General features: G+C 71.9%; 16 protein-coding genes. 3 read left to right on the plus strand and 13 right to left on the minus strand.

Annotated features, from left to right (window positions below; genetic code table 11):
• Positions 1–136 precede the first annotated feature (136 nt).
• Complete coding sequence (locus IG62_RS0109765; RefSeq protein WP_030799896.1) at positions 137–688, plus strand: hypothetical protein; 552 nt, start codon at positions 137–139, stop codon at positions 686–688.
• A 158-nt stretch (positions 689–846) separates the two neighbouring features.
• On the opposite strand, the gene IG62_RS0109770 is transcribed toward IG62_RS0109765, so the two are convergent.
• Positions 847–2,988, minus strand: a complete 2,142-nt coding sequence (locus IG62_RS0109770) for a primosomal protein N' (RefSeq protein WP_030799898.1) — start codon at positions 2,986–2,988, stop codon at positions 847–849.
• A 401-nt stretch (positions 2,989–3,389) separates the two neighbouring features.
• On the opposite strand from IG62_RS0109770, the gene IG62_RS0109775 reads away from it, so the two are divergent.
• Together IG62_RS0109775 and IG62_RS0109780 are read left to right on the plus strand one after the other, a co-directional pair.
• Entirely contained in the window at positions 3,390–3,740 is a 351-nt protein-coding gene (locus tag IG62_RS0109775) for a YciI family protein (RefSeq protein WP_030799900.1), read from the plus strand.
• Positions 3,741–3,751: 11 nt separating this feature from the next.
• Complete coding sequence (locus tag IG62_RS0109780) at positions 3,752–5,095, plus strand: RNA polymerase sigma factor (RefSeq protein WP_078871903.1); 1,344 nt, start codon at positions 3,752–3,754, stop codon at positions 5,093–5,095.
• A 269-nt stretch (positions 5,096–5,364) separates the two neighbouring features.
• Here IG62_RS0109780 and metK read toward each other — a convergent pair whose 3' ends face one another.
• The 12 genes from metK to IG62_RS0109840 all read right to left on the minus strand — a co-directional run bounded on the left by metK (position 5,365) and on the right by IG62_RS0109840 (position 19,101).
• Positions 5,365–6,573: a methionine adenosyltransferase gene (metK, locus tag IG62_RS0109785; protein ID WP_030799904.1), complete on the minus strand. Its 1,209-nt coding sequence runs from the start codon at positions 6,571–6,573 to the stop codon at positions 5,365–5,367.
• Positions 6,574–6,826: 253 nt separating this feature from the next.
• On the minus strand, positions 6,827–8,065 hold the full coding sequence (coaBC, locus tag IG62_RS0109790) for a bifunctional phosphopantothenoylcysteine decarboxylase/phosphopantothenate--cysteine ligase CoaBC (protein WP_030799907.1): 1,239 nt from the start codon (positions 8,063–8,065) through the stop codon (positions 6,827–6,829).
• 120 nt (positions 8,066–8,185) lie between these two features.
• A complete protein-coding gene (gene rpoZ, locus IG62_RS0109795; RefSeq protein ID WP_030412017.1) occupies positions 8,186–8,458 on the minus strand; it encodes a DNA-directed RNA polymerase subunit omega in 273 nt (90 codons plus the stop codon).
• A gap of 118 nt (positions 8,459–8,576) precedes the next feature.
• A complete protein-coding gene (gene gmk / locus IG62_RS0109800) occupies positions 8,577–9,185 on the minus strand; it encodes a guanylate kinase (protein WP_051797820.1) in 609 nt (202 codons plus the stop codon).
• Between the two features lie 38 nt (positions 9,186–9,223).
• A complete protein-coding gene (gene mihF, locus IG62_RS0109805) occupies positions 9,224–9,550 on the minus strand; it encodes an integration host factor, actinobacterial type (RefSeq protein WP_030412015.1) in 327 nt (108 codons plus the stop codon).
• Positions 9,551–9,756: 206 nt separating this feature from the next.
• A complete protein-coding gene (pyrF, locus tag IG62_RS0109810; RefSeq protein WP_037838065.1) occupies positions 9,757–10,614 on the minus strand; it encodes an orotidine-5'-phosphate decarboxylase in 858 nt (285 codons plus the stop codon).
• The gene (locus tag IG62_RS0109815; protein ID WP_030799915.1) at positions 10,611–11,720 is read right to left on the minus strand and encodes a quinone-dependent dihydroorotate dehydrogenase; all 1,110 of its coding nucleotides are present in this window, start codon (positions 11,718–11,720) and stop codon (positions 10,611–10,613) included. Before IG62_RS0109815 ends, pyrF begins: the two co-directional genes overlap by 4 nt.
• Positions 11,721–11,777: 57 nt before the next feature.
• The gene (gene carB / locus IG62_RS0109820) at positions 11,778–15,086 is read right to left on the minus strand and encodes a carbamoyl-phosphate synthase large subunit (protein WP_030799917.1); all 3,309 of its coding nucleotides are present in this window, start codon (positions 15,084–15,086) and stop codon (positions 11,778–11,780) included.
• Positions 15,079–16,236 carry a glutamine-hydrolyzing carbamoyl-phosphate synthase small subunit gene (gene carA / locus IG62_RS0109825; protein ID WP_030799920.1) on the minus strand — a complete coding sequence of 386 codons (1,158 nt, stop codon included), beginning with the start codon at positions 16,234–16,236 and terminating at the stop codon, positions 15,079–15,081. Before carA ends, carB begins: the two co-directional genes overlap by 8 nt.
• Positions 16,233–16,835, minus strand: coding sequence for a hypothetical protein (locus IG62_RS0109830; RefSeq protein WP_030799923.1), 603 nt, complete (start codon positions 16,833–16,835; stop codon positions 16,233–16,235). Before IG62_RS0109830 ends, carA begins: the two co-directional genes overlap by 4 nt.
• Complete coding sequence (locus tag IG62_RS0109835) at positions 16,832–18,118, minus strand: dihydroorotase (RefSeq protein ID WP_030799925.1); 1,287 nt, start codon at positions 18,116–18,118, stop codon at positions 16,832–16,834. The genes IG62_RS0109830 and IG62_RS0109835 overlap by 4 nt, the downstream gene beginning before the upstream one ends.
• Positions 18,119–18,123: 5 nt before the next feature.
• Positions 18,124–19,101, minus strand: a complete 978-nt coding sequence (locus IG62_RS0109840) for an aspartate carbamoyltransferase catalytic subunit (protein ID WP_030799928.1) — start codon at positions 19,099–19,101, stop codon at positions 18,124–18,126.
• Positions 19,102–19,131: the final 30 nt, after the last annotated feature.

Raw genomic sequence — 19,131 nt, forward strand, 5'->3', positions numbered from 1 at the left:
AAGCTCGTACGCCCCCATACCGTGACCAGAGCCACTCCTGTCGCGTTGGTCAAACAGCATTGACCCGAACCGGGCCGCCGAGGCGGCCCGATCGTTTTCCCTTTCCTCATTCCACGCCGGTTCGAGAGGCTTGCTCATGGCCGACCACGCAACCCACGACGCCCAGGCGCGCGCCAGCCTGCATCTCCTGGTGCGGGACATCGAGCGGGTCCGCCGGCAGGTGGACGCACTGCGCACGCTGACCGCTCAGCTGGGCAACGTCTACCGGCCACGGCGCACGGGTCCGTCCGCGGGCTTCGTCGTCTACGGACGCGCGCCCGCGCCGACCGTGCGCCTTGCCCAGGAGCTGCGGGACAGCGTCGAGACGCTCGTCACGGCCGCGGTCGACTTCGACCGTTCGCTGGGTTTCTCGTGGGACGCGGTGGGCTCGGCGCTCGGCGTCACCAAGCAGGCGGTGCACCGCCGTTACGGCGCCCGCCGGGCCGCCGCCCAGCCCGCCGCGGACGGCGCGGCCGAGCCCGCGGTGCGTACGCCGGAGTCCGCCGCGACCCGCGCGGTGAGCGTGACCACCGGGCTGTCCGGCGCACCGTCGGTGCCCGCCGCCCGCTCCATGCCCGGCCAGTCCGCCGCGGTCGCCCGCGAAGAGCCGAGCCGGCCGGGCGCCTTCCCCGGCCCGCGCAACGGCTGAATCCCTCCCCCACGCCGGTCACCCGGCACCCTCGCCAGCGCCCCGGGACCGCCCGCCGACCTCGGTCCCGGGGCGGCGTCATGCCCGCCTCCGTACCGCGGGCCCCGGCACCCCGCAGCGCGGCCACGGGCCCCCACCTGCGCCGCCGCGCCCCGCGATCAGCCCAGGTCGAGCGGATCGATCCGGACCCGCACCGCCGCCCCCTCCCGCTTGACCAGCCTGGCCGCCCGCGCCGCCTTGAGCGCCGCGGCGAGCGCCGCGCCCCGGCCCGGCCGGACCCGGACCAGCGCCCGCTCCCACTGCTCACCGGGCTGCGGATCACCCGGCCTGCGCGGCCGCCCGGGGTCCGGCACCGGAAGCGGAACGGGCCCCAACACCTCGGCCTCCGGCGGGAGTTCGGCCGCCCGCAGCAGCTCGGCGACGTCCTCGGGCCGGCCGGTCACCGAAGCCATCCGGGACACCGGCGGGAAGCCCAGCTCGGCCCGCTCGGCCAGCTCACGCACCGCGTGCCCGGCCGGGTCCCAGCGCACCAGCGCCTGCACCGGCCGCAGCGTCGGCTCCGCGATGACCGCGACCGTGCCGCCCTCCGCCTGGCCGCGCACCAGCGCCGCGGCGCCCAGCCAGCGCCGCAGCGCCTCCTCCCCCGCCCGCAGGTCCGCCCGCCCGAGCAGCGCCCAGCCGTCGAGCAGCAACGCGGCCGCATAGCCGGCGCCTTCGGCGACCGGCTCGGCACCGGGGGTCGACACGACGAGGGCGGGGCGGTCCGGGACCGAGTCCAGGATGTGGTCCCGGCCGGAGGTGCGCACCGGCACCTCCGGGAAGGCCCGGCCCAGCTCCTCGGCCGTACGGTGCGCACCGAAGACCCGCGCCCGAAGCCGGGTGCCGCCGCACTCGGTGCAGTGCCAGTCCGGTGCCTCCTTGCCGCACCAACTGCAGCACAGCGCGGTGTCGTTGCTGCGCGCCTCCAGCGGGCCGGCGCAGTGCCGGCAGCGGGCCGGCTCCCGGCACCGCTCACAGGCCAGCCGGGGGACGTAGCCCCGGCGGGGCACCTGCACCAGCACCGGGCCGCGGGCCAGCCCGGCGCGGGCCGTCTGCCAGGCGAGCGTCGGCAGCCGGGCCACCCGCGCCGCCTCGTCGCGCGCGGCCTGCAGGTCGTCGACGGTGCGGACCAACGGGGCGGCCGCGCGCAGCTGTTCGCGGGTGGCCTCCAGCGGCCGGGCCCAGCCGTTCTCGACGAGCTGGGTGGCCTCGACCGTGCGGCCCAGGTCGCCGACCAGGCAGGCGGCCTTCTCGTGCACCGCGCGGAGCAGGAGGACGTCCCGGGCGTGCGGATGCGGGGCGTTGGTGTCGCTGTGGCTGGAGTTGCCGTCGTCCCAGATGGCGACGAGGCCGAGGTCGGCCACCGGGGCGTACATCGCGGCGCGGGTGCCGATGACGGCCCGGACCGCGCCGCGGCGTATGGCCAGCCAGCGGCGGTACCGCTCCTCGGGGCCGGAATCGGCCACCAGGAGCGTGTGCAGCCCCGGCCCCACCAGCTCGGTCAGCGCCGCGTCCACCCGCGCCGCCGACCGTCCGTCGGGCATCACGACCAGGGCGCCGCGGCCGGACGTCAGGGTCGCCGCGACCGCCGCGGCCAGTTCCCCGGGCCACCGCGGTCCCGGGAGCGCGGTCCACACGGCGCGCGGCGCACCGCCGCGGGCGAGGGCGTCCAGGAACGCCGGGCCGTCCGGATAGCGCGCCCAGCTGCCCGGGGCGGGTGGCCCGGGCGGGGGCGGTGGTTCGGGGAAGTGCTCCGCCTCCGGCTTGGCGTGCCGCGGCGGAACGGCCAGCTGGAGGACGTCGGCGAGCGAACCGGCGTACCGGTCGGCGACCGCCCGGCACAGCGCCAGCAGCTCCGGGCTGAGCACCGGCTCGGGCGAGACGACCTGGGCGAGCGCGGCCAGCGGACCGCGGTAGTCGGACTCCGCGACCCGCTCGACCAGATAGCCGTCGAGCAGCCCGCCGCCCTCGCGCCGGCCCTCGCGCACCCGGCCGGCCCCCGCGCCGAACCGCACCCGGACCCGGACGCCGGGCCGGGCCTCGGCGTCCATGGCGGCGGGCACGGCGTAGTCCCACAGCTTGTCGAGATGGACCGGGCCCTTGTCTACCAGGACCCGGGCCACGGGGAGGGCATCGGCGAGCTGCGCGCCCCGCCACGTCCGTGGCTTGGCGCGCTCCGCCCTGGTCTCCCGGACGGTCTCCCTGATGAGGGCCAGCTGCTCGCCCCGCTCCCCCGGATCCGGCCCGTTCTCACTGCTCACAGCACCAGTCTTAGCAGACCGCACCGACAACGGCCCCGGGCCGGAGCGCGGCCGCGGGCGGATGCGACTTTTCGAGATGGATGACGTCGGATCGAGGTGATTGCCACCCACCGCACGCACCGAAGGCCGCAGGTGACGAGGGCGCTTGTTGTCCAGGGTGTCCAGCCGCAACCGCAGGCGAGTGGGCTACCGGTTGTTCTGGCAAGTGAGGCACATGGGAACGGGGGCAGGTTGTGCCGGCCGCCGCGTTCACCGCGACCGGGGTGCACGGGCGTGGGCACCCCACTCATCCCGTAGAAAAACTTCGGGGACGGTGTCGATCTGACGGCGTCCCGTTCGTCGTCATGGTGTACGGCGACCCGCCGGACGAAGAGGCAACAGGACCTGACAGGAGTCGGACCATGAAGTACATGCTGCTGATCAACGCTGGTGCGGTCGATGAGAACGGCGCAGCCGCCGAGTGCGGCGTCGAGGACTGGATGACGTACGACAAGGAAGTGAAGGACGCGGGGATCTGGGTGTCCGGGGAGTCGCTGGCCGATCTGGTCACCGCCACGGCGGTGCGGGTCGGCCAAGACGGCAGGCGGACCGTCACCGACGGGCCGTTCGCCGAGAGCCGCGAGGTCCTCGGCGGCTTCTACGTGATCGACGTACCGGACCTGGACGTCGCGCTCGACTGGGCGGCCCGCTGCCCCGGCGCGCGCGGCAGCGGCTCGGTTGTCGTCCGCCCGATCGCCGAGTTCGGGGTCTGACAGTGCCTGATATGGAGGACGGGGGAGTCACCGGGCGCGGCATACCCGTCGCGTCCGCCCGCCGGTCGCCCGCCCACGCGTCCGCCTGTGCGTCCGTGGAGTCGGTGTTCCGGGAGGAGCGCGGGCGGCTGCTCGCCTCCCTCGTCCGCCACTTCGGCGATCTCGACCTGGCCGAGGACGTCGCCTCCGAGGCCGTCGAGGCGGCGCTGGCGCACTGGCCGGCCGAGGGCGTTCCGGCCCGGCCAGGGGCCTGGCTGCTGACCACGGCGCGGCGCAAGGCCGTCGACCGGCTGCGGCGGGACCAGGCGTACGCCGCCCGCCTCGCCGTCCTGCAGGTGGAGGCTGACCGGGCTTCCCCCGCCCCGCCGCCCGCGGACGCCGACGGCGATCTGCCCGACGAGCGGTTGCAGCTGTTTTTCACCTGCGCCCACCCCGCGCTCGCGGCCGAGGACCGCACGGCGCTGACCCTGCGCTGCCTGGCCGGGCTCACCACACCCGAGGTGGCGCGGGCCCTTCTCGTCCCGGCCGCGACGATGGCCCAACGGATCGTGCGGGCGAAGAAGAAGATCCGCCAGGCGCGTATCCCGTTCCGTGTGCCCGGCGCCGATGAGCTGCCGGAGCGCCTGCCGGGAGTCCTCCAGGTCCTCTACTCGATCTTCACCGAGGGCTACGCGGCCAGCTCGGGCCCGCGGTTGCAGCGGATCGACCTCGCGGAAGAGGCCATCCGGCTGGCGCGCATCCTGCACCGGTTGATGCCCGCCGCACGGGAGGCCCACGGCCTGCTCGGCCTCATGCTGCTGATCCACGCGCGACACGAGGCCCGGACCGGTCCGGACGGCGAACTCGTGCTGCTGGAGGACCAGGACCGCAGCCGCTGGGACCACACGATGATCAAGGAGGGGTGCAGGCTGGCGGTCTCCGCTCTCACTGGCGGACCGCCCGGCCCGTACGGCGTGCAGGCCGCCATCGCCGCCCTCCACGACGAGGCCGCCGACCTCGCCACCACCGACTGGCCGCAGGTCGTGGCACTCTACGACGTACTGCTCGCACTCGCCCCGTCCCCCGTCGTCGAGCTGAACCGGGCCGTGGCGGTGGCGATGCGAGATGGCCCGCAGGCGGGCCTCGCACTGCTCGACAAACTGGCCGGCGAGCCGCGGCTGCGCGGTCACCACCCCTACCCGGCCGCCCGGGGAGACCTGCTGCACCGGCTCGGCCGGCTGCCCGAGGCAGCGGCCGCCTACCAGGAAGCGCTCGATCTGGCCGGCACCGAACCCGAACGGGCCCACCTGCGACGCAGGCTGCACACGATCGAGCCGCCCGGCCCGGGCGACAGAGCAGACAAGACCAGCCCATGACCGGGCTGCACACGCGATGAGCTGGCCTTCGCCATAACCCCACGCCGAACACCTGGCGGTCACCGGCGCCGTACGTGCCTGAAGAACCCTCGGACACCTTCAAGGCACGTACGGCAATATCTGGTGTCTGGCGAAAACCTGTCTGCACATACCCAGGCCCCCCTCGTCTCGGTGTCATCCATCGCGAAAAGTCACAGCGGAGCCCCGGGAATGCCGCCGGCCCCGTACCGCGGGGCGGTACGGGGCCGGGGCCGTTGTCGGTGCGGTGCTTACAGGCCGGCGGCCTTCTTCAGCGCCTCGACGCGGTCGGTCCGCTCCCAGGTGAAGTCCTCCAGCTCACGGCCGAAGTGGCCGTAGGCGGCGGTCTGGGAGTAGATCGGGCGGAGCAGGTCGAGGTCGCGGATGATCGCGGCCGGGCGGAGGTCGAAGACCTCGGTGATGGCCTGCTCGATCTTGTCCGTGTCGACGGTGGCGGTGCCGAAGGTCTCGACGAAGAGACCGACCGGCTCGGCCTTGCCGATGGCGTAGGCGACCTGGACCTCGCAGCGGGCGGCGAGGCCGGCGGCGACCACGTTCTTGGCGACCCAGCGCATGGCGTAGGCGGCCGAGCGGTCGACCTTGGACGGGTCCTTGCCGGAGAAGGCGCCGCCACCGTGGCGGGCCATACCGCCGTAGGTGTCGATGATGATCTTGCGGCCGGTCAGGCCGGCGTCGCCCATCGGGCCGCCGATCTCGAAGCGGCCGGTGGGGTTGACCAGCAGGCGGTAGCCGTCGGTGTCCAGCTTGATGCCGTCCTCGACGAGCTGGTTGAGGACGTGCTCGACGACGAACTCGCGGATGTCGGGAGCGAGCAGCGAGTCGAGGTCGATGTCGCTGGCGTGCTGCGAGGAGACCACGACGGTGTCGAGGCGGACGGCCTTGTGGCCGTCGTACTCGATGGTGACCTGGGTCTTGCCGTCGGGGCGGAGGTAGGGGATGGTGCCGTTCTTCCGGACCTCGGACAGCCGGCGCGAGAGGCGGTGCGCGAGGTAGATCGGGAGCGGCATCAGCTCCGGCGTCTCGTCGCAGGCGTAGCCGAACATCAGGCCCTGGTCGCCCGCGCCCTGCCGGTCCAGCTCGTCGTCGTCGCCCTCGACGCGGTTCTCGTAGGCGGTGTCGACGCCCTGCGCGATGTCCGGGGACTGCGCGCCGATGGAGACCGAGACGCCGCAGGACGCGCCGTCGAAGCCCTTCTTGGACGAGTCGTAACCGATCTCGAGGATCTTGTTGCGGACGAGGTTGGGGATGTCGGCGTACGCCTTGGTCGTCACCTCGCCGGCCACGTGGACCAAGCCGGTGGTGATCAGCGTCTCGACGGCGACCCGGGAGGTGGGGTCCTCCTTCAGGAGCGCGTCGAGGATCGTGTCGCTGATCTGGTCAGCGATCTTGTCGGGGTGGCCCTCGGTGACGGACTCCGAGGTGAACAGGCGGCGGGACACATCGCTCCCTGGGGTTGCAGCGGCTGCTGGCTGATCATGGGCGGAAGGGCCGAGAGCTGCGCTCGGCCCGATCCACTCGCCAGTTTATCGGTCGTATGCGGCGTTCGGGCACGCGGTCTCGATTTCTGGACCCCCCGTGACCTGGGACACCACACCTCACGGTAGGACGATCACCGTGCGGGGGCGACATGGTCAAGGGAACACGCCCGATTTTGTGGGGCCGGTGGGGTGAAAGAGGAGAGGGTGTGCGGATTCAGCGGCGATTCTCGGCCAGCCGGGGGGCGACGAGGTCCCACACCGTGTCCGCGAGGGCTTCCTTCGGGCCGTACGGGACCGGGGTCTCGGTGCCGTCGGCCGCAAGGATCACCGCCTCGTTCTCGGCCGAGCCGAACGCCTTGTGCTCGCCGACCTCGTTGACGACCAGCAGGTCACAGCCCTTGCGGGCGAGCTTGGCGCGCCCGTTGACGAGCACGTCGTCGGTCTCCGCGGCGAATCCCACCACCACCTGGCCGGGCCGGGCACGGTCGGCGGACAGCTCGGCGAGGATGTCCGGATTACGGACCAGCACGATCGGCTCCGGCTCCTGGCCCTCCACCTTCTTGATCTTGGCGGTGGTGTAGACGGCGGGCCGGAAGTCGGCGACCGCGGCCGCCATGACCACGGCGTCGGCGTCCGCGGCGGCCTTCAGCACGGCCTCCCGGAGCTGGCGGGCGGTGCCGACCGGGACCACGTCCACGCCCACGGGGTCGGGCAGCTCGGTGTTGCCGGCGACGAGGGTGACCCGGGCACCGCGCGCGGCCGCCGTGGCCGCGAGCGCGTAGCCCTGCTTCCCGGAGGAGCGGTTGCCCAGGTAGCGGACGGGGTCCAGGGGCTCGCGGGTGCCGCCGGCACTGACCACGACATGGCGTCCGGCGAGGTCCGTCACGGCGGCCCCCTCGGCCCCACGGGCCAGCACCCGGCGGCACAGGGCGAAGATCTCCACCGGGTCGGGGAACCGGCCCTTGCCGGTGTCGACGCCGGTCAGCCGGCCGACCGCGGGCTCCACGACGATCGCTCCGCGGCGGCGCAGCGTGGCCACGTTCTCCTGGGTGGCCGGGTTCTCCCACATCTCGGTGTGCATCGCCGGGGCGAAGATCACCGGACAGCGGGCGGTCAGCAGGGTGTTGGTCAAGAGGTCGTCGGCGAGGCCGTGGGCGGCCTTGGCCAGCATGTCGGCGGTGGCCGGGGCGACCACGACGAGGTCCGCGGCCTGGCCGATCCGGACGTGCGGGACCTCGTGGACGGATTCCCAGACCTCGGTGGCGGCCGGGTGGCCGGACAGCGCCGACCAGGTGGCCTCGCCGACGAAGTGCAGCGCCGAGGCGGTCGGCACCACCCGGACGTCGTGCCCGGACTCGGTCAGCCGGCGCAGCAGCTCGCACGCCTTGTACGCGGCGATCCCGCCGCTGACCCCCAGGACGACCCTGGGCCGCTCCCGCTCCCGCTTGTCCATCGCTTCGCCGCTCCCCGAGCTTTCGGTCCGCACCACGTCCGTAGCGCCTCTGTAGTCCCTATGACACACCAAAGGCCCGGCGGTCGTGCCGCCGGGCCCTGGATGAACTGCTGCTACCGCCTACTGGGCCGGGCCCTCGATGGACTCGGAGGTCAGCAGACCCGCGTTGATCTCGCGCAGCGCGATCGACAGGGGCTTCTCGTGGACGTGGGTGTCCACGAGCGGGCCGACGTACTCCAGCAGGCCCTCGCCGAGCTGGGAGTAGTACGCGTTGATCTGGCGCGCGCGCTTGGCGGCGTAGATCACGAGGCTGTACTTCGAGTCGGTGGCCTCGAGAAGCTCATCAATGGGCGGGTTGATGATGCCCTCGGGAGCGGTAATGGAAGAGGACACTCTCTACCTTCCGAAAGGGGATGAAGCCTGGGTGTCATGCACCCGGCCGTCGTACGGGCCGGCGCAAAGTCTGTGCGTCCGGAGCCGGAGCGGCTCCACGGGGTCAGCCGCTGGTGCTCTAGTCCCCGGATCGATGCAGCATCAAGGCTAGCAGCTCACGGCTCACGTCCTCGACGGAGGTGTTGACGCACGTCACGTCGAACTCCTTCTCCGCGGCCAGCTCGACCCGGGCCACCTCCAGGCGGCGCTCGATGACCTCGGGCGCCTCCGTGCCCCGGCCGGTGAGCCGGCGGACCAGCTCCTCCCAGCTCGGCGGGGCGAGGAAGACCAGCTGGGCCTCGGGCATGGACTCCCGGACCTGGCGGGCGCCCTGCAGGTCGATCTCCAGCAGGACCGGCTCGCCGGCCGCCAGGCGGTCCAGGACCGCCTGGCGCGGGGTGCCGTAGCGGTTGCCCGCGAACTCGGCCCATTCGAGCAGCTCGCCGTTGGCGATCAGCTTGTCGAACTCCTCGTCGTCGACGAAGAAGTACTGGACGCCGTGCCGCTCTCCGGGTCGCGGGGAGCGGGTGGTGGCCGAGACCGAGAGCCAGACCTCGGGATGGACCTTGCGCATATGCGCGACGACCGTGCTCTTGCCGACCCCAGAGGGGCCGGAGAGCACGGTCAGTCGCGGTTGTCTGGCCGGGGGGCCGGCGGGGGTCGTCCCCCGGGAGACTGCAGAACTCATGCAGCGATTATTCCAGCTTCCCGGCGATGCCGGAAAATTCAGCCGGAAGCGCTGCCGCCGAATTCGCGCTCCAGTGCCGCGATCTGGTTGGAGCCAAGGCCCCGGACGCGGCGGCTCTCGGAGATCCCGAGCCGCTCCATGAGCTGCTTGGCACGGACCTTGCCCACGCCGGGCAGGGACTCCAGGAGGGCGGAGACCTTCATCTTGCCGATGACGTCGTTCTTCTGGCCCTGCTGGATGACCTCGTGGAGGGAAGCACCGGAGTGCTTGAGCCGATTCTTGACCTCGGCGCGCTCCCGGCGAGCCGCGGCGGCCTTCTCGAGCGCGGCTGCGCGCTGTTCAGGGGTAAGGGGCGGAAGAGCCACGCCTACGTCACCTCGGATGTCGAACTGTCGGATACGGACCGGTGTGGAACCTAGTCGCCCCGCACCTGCGGAGCAACGAGCAACGCGCTTGCGTGCACTGCTCTCGACGGAGACTAGCGGCCGAGCGCGCCGGAGTCAGCGAGAACAGACGAAAAGTCCTGGTCAGACTCTGCTGACCAGGACAATTCGGGACCAAACTCCTCGTCTTACGGTGCCTGATCGAGCGCGGTGCGCACTTCCTCGGTGAATCGGTCCGCCGCGGCACGCAGTCCGGCGGCGTCCGGACCGTGCTTCAGCACCCCCCGGCTGACGCTGGGGAGGACGTTTCCGGCCGCGGCGCCGAAGACGGTCGGCAGGTCGGCCGGGGTGGCGCCCTGCGCACCGATGCCGGGAGCCAGCAGCGGGCCGTTGATCGCCAGATCGAACGAGGAGAGATCGCCGAGGGTGGCGCCGACCACCGCACCGAAGGAGCCCAGCGGCTCGGCGCCGGCGTTCTCGGCGGCGAGATGGCCGAGCATGGTCGCCGCGAGGGTCCGGCCGTCCTCGCGGACCGCGCGCTGGACCTCGGCGCCCTCGGGGTTGGAGGTCAGCGCCAGCACGAACAGGCCCGCGCCGCTCTCCCGGGCCAGGTCGGCGGCCGGCTTCAGCGAGCCGTAGCCGAGGTACGGGGAGACCGTCAGGGCGTCCGAGAACAGCGGCGAGTCCGGGCGCAGATAGGTCTCGGCGTAGGCCGCCATGGTGGAGCCGATGTCGCCGCGCTTGGCGTCCATGAGCACCAGCGCGCCGCGCTCGCGGGCCTCGACGACCGCGGTCTCCAGCACGGCCAGGCCGCGCGAGCCGAACCGCTCGAAGAACGCGGACTGCGGTTTGAAGACGGCGACGTGCTCGCCGAGCGCCTCGACGACGGTGCGGGTGAACCGGGCCAGGCCCGCGACGTCGTCGTTCAGGCCCCAGTCGGCCAGCAGCGAGGAGTGCGGGTCGATGCCGACGCAGAGCGGCCCGCGCTCGTCCATGGCGCGGCGGAGGCGGGTACCGAAGGGCTGCAAGGGCTCCGGGCCGGTCACGCGGTCACCTTCTTGTGCTCGGCGCCGACGGCGTCGGCGAGGGTGGCGTACGAGCTGGTGCGCAGACGCGCGGCCAGGCCCTTGTGGATCGAGCGGCACCAGAACGGGCCCTGGTAGATGAAGGCGCTGTAGCCCTGGACGAGGGTGGCGCCGGCGAGGATGCGCTGCCAGGCGTCCTCGGCGGTCTCGATGCCGCCGACGCCGACCAGGGTGATCTGGTCGCCGACCCGGGCGTAGAGGCGGCGCAGCACCTCCAGGGAGCGCTGCTTGACGGGCGCGCCGGAGAGGCCGCCGGTCTCCTCGACCAGGGCCGGGTCGGACGTCAGGCCCAGGCCCTCGCGGGCGATGGTGGTGTTGGTGGCGATGATGCCGTCCAGGCCGAGTTCGACGGCGAGGTCGGCGACCGCGTCGACGTCCTCGTCGGCCAGATCCGGGGCGATCTTGACCAGGAGGGGGACCCGGCGGTCGGTGACCGTGCGGTCGGCGGCCTCGCGGACCGCGGTCAGCAGCGGCCGCAGGTGGTCGACCGCCTGGAGGTTGCGCAGGCCCGGGGTGTTGGGCGACGAGACGTTGACGACCAGGTAGTCGGCGTGCCGGGCCAGCCGCTCGGTGGAGGTGACGTAGTCGCCGATCGCCTCGGACTCCGGGACGATCTTGGTCTTGCCGATGTTGACGCCGAGGGTGGTCGGGAAGACCGGGTTGCGGGCCGCCAGGCGGGCCGCTACGGACGCCGAACCGTCGTTGTTGAAGCCCATGCGGTTGATCAGCGCGCGGTCCGGTACGAGCCGGAACAGGCGCTTCTTGGGGTTGCCGGGCTGCGGCTGGGCGGTGACGGTGCCGATCTCGACGTGGTCGAAGCCGAGCATGGTCATGCCGTCGATGGCGACCGCGTTCTTGTCGAAGCCGGCGGCCAGGCCGAACGGGCCGTGCATCCGGCGGCCGAACGCCTCGACGCGCAGTTCCTTGTAGCGCGGGGCGAGGGCGGCGGCGAGGAAGGTGCGCAGCACGGGCACCTGTGCGGCCCGCCGGATCCAGCCGAAGGCCAGGTGGTGGGCCCGCTCGGGATCCATGCGCGTGAAGAAGAGCCGGAAGAAGAGCTGGTACATGGTGGTGTGTGTCCTCACGAAGAGGGGGACACCGGTCGGTGTCCCCCTCAAGGGCTGCTAGTCGCGGGCCGCGGTCAGGTGTTCCGCGTGTTCCTGGAGTGACCTGACGCCCACGTCGCCGCGGTTCATCGCCTCGATGCCCTGGACGGCGGCCGCGAGGGCCTGGACCGTGGTCAGGCAGGGCACGGAGCGGGCCACCGCCGCCGTACGGATGTCGTAGCCGTCGAGGCGGCCACCGGTGCCGTACGGGGTGTTGACGATCAGGTCGACCTCGCCGGCGTGGATCAGCTGGACGATGGTCTTCTCGCCGTTGGGGCCCTCGCCCTCGGACTGCTTGCGCACGACGGTGGCGTTGATGCCGTTGCGGCGCAGCACCTCGGCCGTGCCGGAGGTGGCGAGCAGCTCGAAGCCGTGCGCGACCAGTTCCCGCGCCGGGAAGATCATCGAGCGCTTGTCGCGGTTGGCGACGGAGACGAACGCCCGGCCCTTGGTGGGCAGCGCGCCGTACGCCCCGGCCTGCGACTTGGCGTAGGCGGTGCCGAAGACCGAGTCGATGCCCATGACCTCACCGGTGGAGCGCATCTCCGGGCCGAGGACGGTGTCCACGCCGCGGCCGTGGACGTCGCGGAACCGGCTCCACGGCATCACGGCCTCCTTGACGGAGATCGGCGCGTCCAGCGGCAGGGTGCCGCCGTCGCCGGTCTTCGGCAGCAGGCCCTCGGCGCGCAGTTCGGCGACGGTGGCGCCGAGCGAGATCCTCGCCGCGGCCTTGGCCAGCGGCACCGCGGTCGCCTTCGAGGTGAAGGGGACGGTGCGGGAGGCGCGGGGGTTGGCCTCCAGGACGTAGAGGATGTCGCCGGCCATCGCGAACTGGATGTTGATCAGTCCGCGGACGCCCACGCCCTTGGCGATGGCCTCGGTGGAGGCGCGCAGCCGCTTGATGTCGTAGCCGCCGAGGGTGATCGGGGGCAGCGCACAGGCGGAGTCGCCGGAGTGGATGCCGGCCTCCTCGATGTGCTCCATGACGCCGCCGAGGTAGAGCTCGTGGCCGTCGTAGAGCGCGTCGACGTCGATCTCTATGGCGTCGTCGAGGAAGCGGTCGATGAGGACCGGGTGCTCGGAGATCAGCCCCGCGTGCCGCTCCAGGTACTCGCCGAGCGACGGCTCGTCGTAGACGATCTCCATGCCGCGGCCGCCGAGGACGTAGGACGGCCGGACCATGACCGGGTAGCCGATCTCGGCGGCGATCCGCTTGGCCTCGTCGAAGGAGAAGGCGGTGCCGTACTTGGGGGCGGGCAGCCCGGCCTCGGTGAGCACCCGGCCGAAGGCGCCGCGCTCCTCGGCGAGGTCGATGGCCTCGGGCGAGGTGCCGACGATCGGCACGCCGTTGTCCTTGAGCGCCTGCGCCAGGCCCAGCGGGGTCTGCCCGCCGAGCTGGACGATGACGCCGGCGACCGGCCCGGCCTGGGTCTCGGCGTGCACGATCTCCAGCACGTCTTCCAGCGTCAGCGGCTCGAAGTACAGGCGGTCGGAGGTGTCGTAGTCCGTCGAGACGGTCTCCGGGTTGCAGTTGACCATCACGGTCTCGTAGCCGGCGTCGGACAGCGCGAACGAGGCGTGGACGCAGGAGTAGTCGAACTCGATGCCCTGGCCGATGCGGTTGGGGCCGGAGCCGAGGATGATCACGGCCGGCTTCTCGCGCGGGGCGACCTCGCTCTCCTCGTCGTAGGACGAGTAGAAGTACGGGGTCTTCGCGGCGAACTCGGCGGCGCAGGTGTCGACGGTCTTGTAGACCGGGCGGACGCCGAGGGCGTGCCGGACCTCGCGCACGACGTCCTCGCGCAGGCCCCGGACCGCGGCGATCTGGGCGTCGGAGAAGCCGTAGCGCTTTGCTTCCGCGAGGATTTCCGGGCCGAGCTTGTCGGCGCCGGCGATCTCGTCGGCGATCTCCTTGACCAGGAAGAGCTGGTCGACGAACCAGGGGTCGATCTTCGTGGCGTCGAAGACCTCCTGGGGGGTGGCGCCGGCGCGGATCGCCTGCATGACGGTGTTGATCCGGCCGTCGGTGGGGACCTGGGACTTCTCCAGGAGGGCGGCCTTGTCACCGGGCTCGCCGGCGAAGTCGAACTGGCTGCCCTTCTTCTCCAGGGAGCGCAGCGCCTTCTGCAGCGCCTCGGGGAAGTTGCGGCCGATGGCCATGGCCTCGCCGACCGACTTCATGGTGGTGGTCAGGGTGGCGTCGGCGGCCGGGAACTTCTCGAAGGCGAAACGCGGCACCTTGACGACGACGTAGTCGAGGCTCGGCTCGAAGGAGGCCGGCGTCTTCTCGGTGATGTCGTTGGGGATCTCGTCGAGGGTGTAGCCGACGGCGAGACGGGCGGCGATCTTCGCGATCGGGAAGCCGGTGGCCTTGGAGGCGAGCGCCGAGGAACGCGACACCCGCGGGTTCATCTCGATGACGATCACGCGACCGTCCTCGGGGTTCACCGCGAACTGGATGTTGCAGCCGCCGGTGTCCACGCCGACCTCGCGGATGACCGCGATGCCGACGTCCCGCAGGGTCTGGTACTCGCGGTCGGTGAGCGTCATGGCCGGGGCGACGGTGATCGAGTCGCCGGTGTGGACGCCCATCGGGTCGAAGTTCTCGATGGAGCAGACGACCACGACGTTGTCGTTCTTGTCGCGCATCAGCTCCAGCTCGTACTCCTTCCAGCCGAGGATGGACTCCTCCAGGAGCACCTCGGTGGTCGGGGAGAGCGTGAGGCCCTGGCCGGCGATCCGGCGCAGCTCGTCCTCGTCGTGCGCGAAGCCGGAGCCGGCGCCACCCATGGTGAAGGACGGGCGGACGACGACGGGGTAGCCGCCGAGCTCCTCGACGCCCGCCAGGACGTCGTCCATGGAGTGGCAGATGACCGAGCGGGCGGACTCGCCGTGGCCGATCTTGCGGTTGACCTCCTCCACGACCTCCTTGAAGAGGTCGCGGTCCTCACCCTTGTTGATCGCCTCGACGTTGGCGCCGATGAGCTCGACCCCGTACTTCTCCAGGGTGCCGGCCTGGTGGAGGGAGATCGCGGTGTTGAGCGCGGTCTGGCCGCCCAGGGTGGGCAGCAGGGCGTCGGGGCGCTCCTTGGCGATGATCTTCTCGACGAATTCCGGGGTGATCGGCTCGACGTAGGTCGCGTCGGCGATCTCCGGGTCGGTCATGATCGTCGCCGGGTTGGAGTTCACCAGGATGACGCGCAGGCCCTCGGACTTGAGGACCCGGCAGGCCTGGGTGCCGGAGTAGTCGAACTCGGCGGCCTGTCCGATGACGATCGGGCCGGAGCCGATGACCAGGACGGACTGGATATCGGTGCGCTTAGGCACGCTGGCCCTCCATCAGGGATACGAAGCGGTCGAAGAGGTACGCGGCGTCGTGCGGACCCGCGGCGGCTTCGGGGTGGTACTGGACGCTGAAGGCCGGCTGGTCGAGGAGGTGCAGACCCTCCACCACGTTGTCATTGAGGCAGACGTGGGAGACCTCGGCGCGGCCGAAGGGGGTGTCGGAAACCTTGTCGAGCGGGGCGTCGACGGCGAATCCGTGGTTGTGCGCGGTGACCTCGACCTTGCCGGTCGTGCGGTCCTGGACCGGCTGGTTGATCCCGCGGTGGCCGTACTTGAGCTTGTAGGTGCCGAAGCCCAGGGCACGGCCGAGGATCTGGTTGCCGAAGCAGATGCCGAAGAGCGGGGTCTTGCGCTCCAGCACGCCGCGCATGACGGAGACCGGGTGGTCGGCGGTGGCCGGGTCGCCCGGGCCGTTGGAGAAGAACACACCGTCGGGGTTGACGGCGTAGACGTCCTCGACGGTCGCCGTCGCCGGCAGCACGTGCACCTCGATGCCGCGCTCGGCCATGCGGTGCGGGGTCATGCCCTTGATGCCGAGGTCGACGGCGGCGACGGTGAACTTCTTCTCGCCGATCGCCGGGACGACGTAGGCCTCCTTGGTGGCGACCTGCGTGGAGAGGTCGGCGCCCTTCATCTCGGGGGCCTGACGCACCTTGGCGAGCATGGTGCCCGCGTCGGGCAGCGCGTCGCCGGAGAAGATCCCGACCCGCATGGCGCCGCGCTCGCGCAGGTGGCGGGTGAGCGCGCGGGTGTCGACGCCGCTGATGCCGACGACGCCCTGGGTGGTGAGTTCCTCGTCCAGGGAGCGCACCGAGCGCCAGTTGGACGGGATCCGGGCGGGGTCGCGGACCACGTAACCGGCGACCCAGATCCGCTGCGACTCGGGGTCCTCGTCGTTGACCCCGGTGTTGCCGATGTGCGGGGCTGTCATGACGACGACCTGGCGGTGGTACGAGGGGTCGGTCAGCGTCTCCTGGTAGCCGGTCATGCCGGTGGAGAACACCGCTTCGCCGAAGGTCTCCCCCACGGCCCCGTAGGCACGACCGCTGAACGTGCGGCCGTCCTCCAGGACAAGTACGGCGGGAAGCGCCTTGTTCCTCTGAGAGGAGCTTCCCCTGGTGGAGGTCGTCATCGTGCGCCTTCCGTTTCGCTCTGCTCGGTGGTGTTTCGGGTGGTGCTGGTGGGGGCGGTGCTCAGTGCGGTGAGGGCCTCGACCCAGGCGGGGTGCTCCTCCGCCCGGTCGGAGCGGAAACCGGAGTCGAGCTCCTGGTCCCCGTGCTGCCAGGTGACGACGAGCAGGCCGCCCTCGGTGAGGACCTTGCCGGCGATGCCCTTGTCGAGGCGGGCGCCGCGCAGCGCGGCGGCCGGCACGAAGAAGTCCGTCGCGCCCGGCCGTACGACGTCCAGGCCCGCCTCGGTGAGGGTCAGCTCGACCCGGCTACGGGTACCCAGGCCGTGGGCCACGATCCGGTCGAGCCACTGCCCGGCCGTGGTGGAGCCGTGGTAGCGCCCGCTGAGCGTCAGCTTCGGCTCCCCCACGTCCTCGGGGGTGGACGGCAGCTCGGGCAGGTCGCCCTGGAGCGTGCCGCGCCACTTCCAGCCCTGACGCATCAGCCAGTAGACGAACGCGACCAGGACCAGCAGGCCGGCGACCCAGCCGAGCCGTGCCGCCCAGTCGGTGACCGGCGCAGACCGCTGCGCCTCGGCCAGTTGGATCAGTGGAGGAGTCACGCGAGCTTCCCGTCGACGACCGTTGCGCGGCCCCGCAGGAAGGTGTGGGTGACGCGTCCCGGCAGCTCACGGCCCTCGTAGGGGGTGTTGCGGCTGCGGGAGGCGAAGCCCGCGGGGTCCACATCTCCACGGTAAGCGGAATCGACCAGGGTGAGGTTGGCGGGCTCACCAGCCGAGATGGGCCGGCCGTGGCCCTCCAGGCGGCCGATCCGCGCGGGCCGGAAGGACATCCGCTCGGCGACGCCGGCCCAGTCCAGCAGCCCGGTGTCGACCATCGTGTGCTGGACGACGGAGAGCGCGGTCTCCAGGCCGACCATACCCATGGCCGCGGCACCCCACTCGCAGTCCTTGTCCTCGTGCGGGTGCGGGGCGTGGTCGGTGGCGACGATGTCGATCGTGCCGTCGGCCAGCGCCTCGCGCAGGGCCAGCACGTCGCGCTCGGTGCGCAGCGGCGGGTTGACCTTGTAGACCGGGTTGTAGGTGCGCACCAGCTCGTCGGTGAGGAGCAGGTGGTGCGGGGTGACCTCGGCGGTGACGTCGATGCCGCGGGACTTGGCCCAGCGGACGATCTCCACCGATCCGGCGGTCGAGAGGTGGCAGATGTGGACCCGGGAGCCGACGTGCTCGGCGAGCAGCACGTCCCGGGCGATGATCGACTCCTCGGCGACCGCGGGCCAGCCGCCCAGGCCCAGCTCGGCCGAGACGATGCCCTCGTTCATCTGGGCGCCCTCGGTCAGCCGCGGCTCCTGGGCGTGCTGGGCGACGACGCCGCCGAACGCCTTCACGTACTCCAGGGCCCGGCGCATGATCACCGCGTCGTCGACGCACTTGCCGTCGTCGGAGAAGACGGTGACCCCGGCGGCGGACTCGTGCATGGCGCCGAGCTCGGCGAGCTTCTTGCCCTCCAGGCCGACGGTGACGGCGCCGATGGGCTGTACGTCGCAGTAGCCGTGTTCCTGGCCGAGCCGGTAGACCTGCTCGACGACGCCGGCGGTGTCGGCGACCGGGAAGGTGTTGGCCATGGCGAAGACGGCGGTGTAGCCGCCGGAGGCGGCCGCGCGGGTGCCGGTGAGGACGGTCTCGGAGTCCTCGCGGCCGGGCTCGCGCAGGTGGGTGTGCAGGTCGACGAGCCCGGGGAGGAGGACCTTGCCGCCGGCCTCGATGACCTGCGCGCCGTCCGCGTCGAGCCCGCTGCCCACGGCCTCGATGAACTCGCCGTCGATCAGGACGTCCTGCGGCTCGCCACCGAGCACCTGCGCACCACGGATCAGGATCTTGCTCATGGGTCTTACTTCTCCTCGGTACGGGGGTTGGTGACGGCGGGCTCGTTGCCGCCCAGGAGCAGGTAGAGGACGGCCATCCGGATGCTGACGCCGTTGGCGACCTGCTCGACGGCCGTGCAGCGGCCGGAGTCGGCGACCTCGGCGGTGATCTCCATGCCGCGGACCATCGGCCCGGGGTGCATCACCAGGGCGTGTCCGGGCATCCGCGCCATGCGGTCGCCGTCCAGGCCGTAGCGGCGCGAGTACTCGCGCTCGGTGGGGAAGAACGCGGCGTTCATCCGCTCGCGCTGGACCCGCAGCATCATCACGGCGTCGGACTTCGGCAGCACACTGTCGAGGTCGTACGACACCTCGCAGGGCCAGGTCTCGACGCCGACCGGCACCAGGGTGGGCGGGGCGACGAGGGTGACCTCGGCGCCGAGGGTGTGCAGCAGGTCGACGTTGGACCGGGCGACCCGGCTGTGCAGCACGTCGCCGACGATGGTGATGCGCCGGCCGGCCAGGTCCTGGCCGATCCCGGCGTCCGGGCCGATCAGCCGGCGGCGCATGGTGAAGGCGTCGAGCAGGGCCTGGGTGGGGTGCTGGTGGGTGCCGTCACCGGCGTTGATCACCGGGGCGTCGATCCAGCCGGAGTTGGCGAGCCGGTAGGGGGCGCCGGAGGCACCGTGCCGGATGACGACGGCGTCGACGCCCATCGCCTCCAGGGTCTGCGCGGTGTCCTTGAGGGACTCCCCCTTGGACACGCTCGATCCCTTGGCCGCGAAGTTGATGACGTCCGCGGAGAGCCGCTTCTCGGCGGCCTCGAAGGAGATCCGGGTGCGGGTGGAGTCCTCGAAGAAGAGGTTGCAGACCGTGCGTCCGCGCAGGGTGGGGAGCTTCTTGATCGGCCGGTCGGCGACCCGGGCCATCTCCTCGGCGGTGTCGAGGATCAGCACGGCGTCGTCGCGGGTGAGGTCGGCGGCCGAGATGAGGTGGCGCTTCATCCGGTTTTCTCCGTGTGTGAGGGAGGGGTA

The sequence above is a fragment of the Streptomyces sp. NRRL S-337 genome, assembly GCF_000720175.1.
GTDB lineage: Bacteria > Actinomycetota > Actinomycetes > Streptomycetales > Streptomycetaceae > Streptomyces > Streptomyces siderophoricus.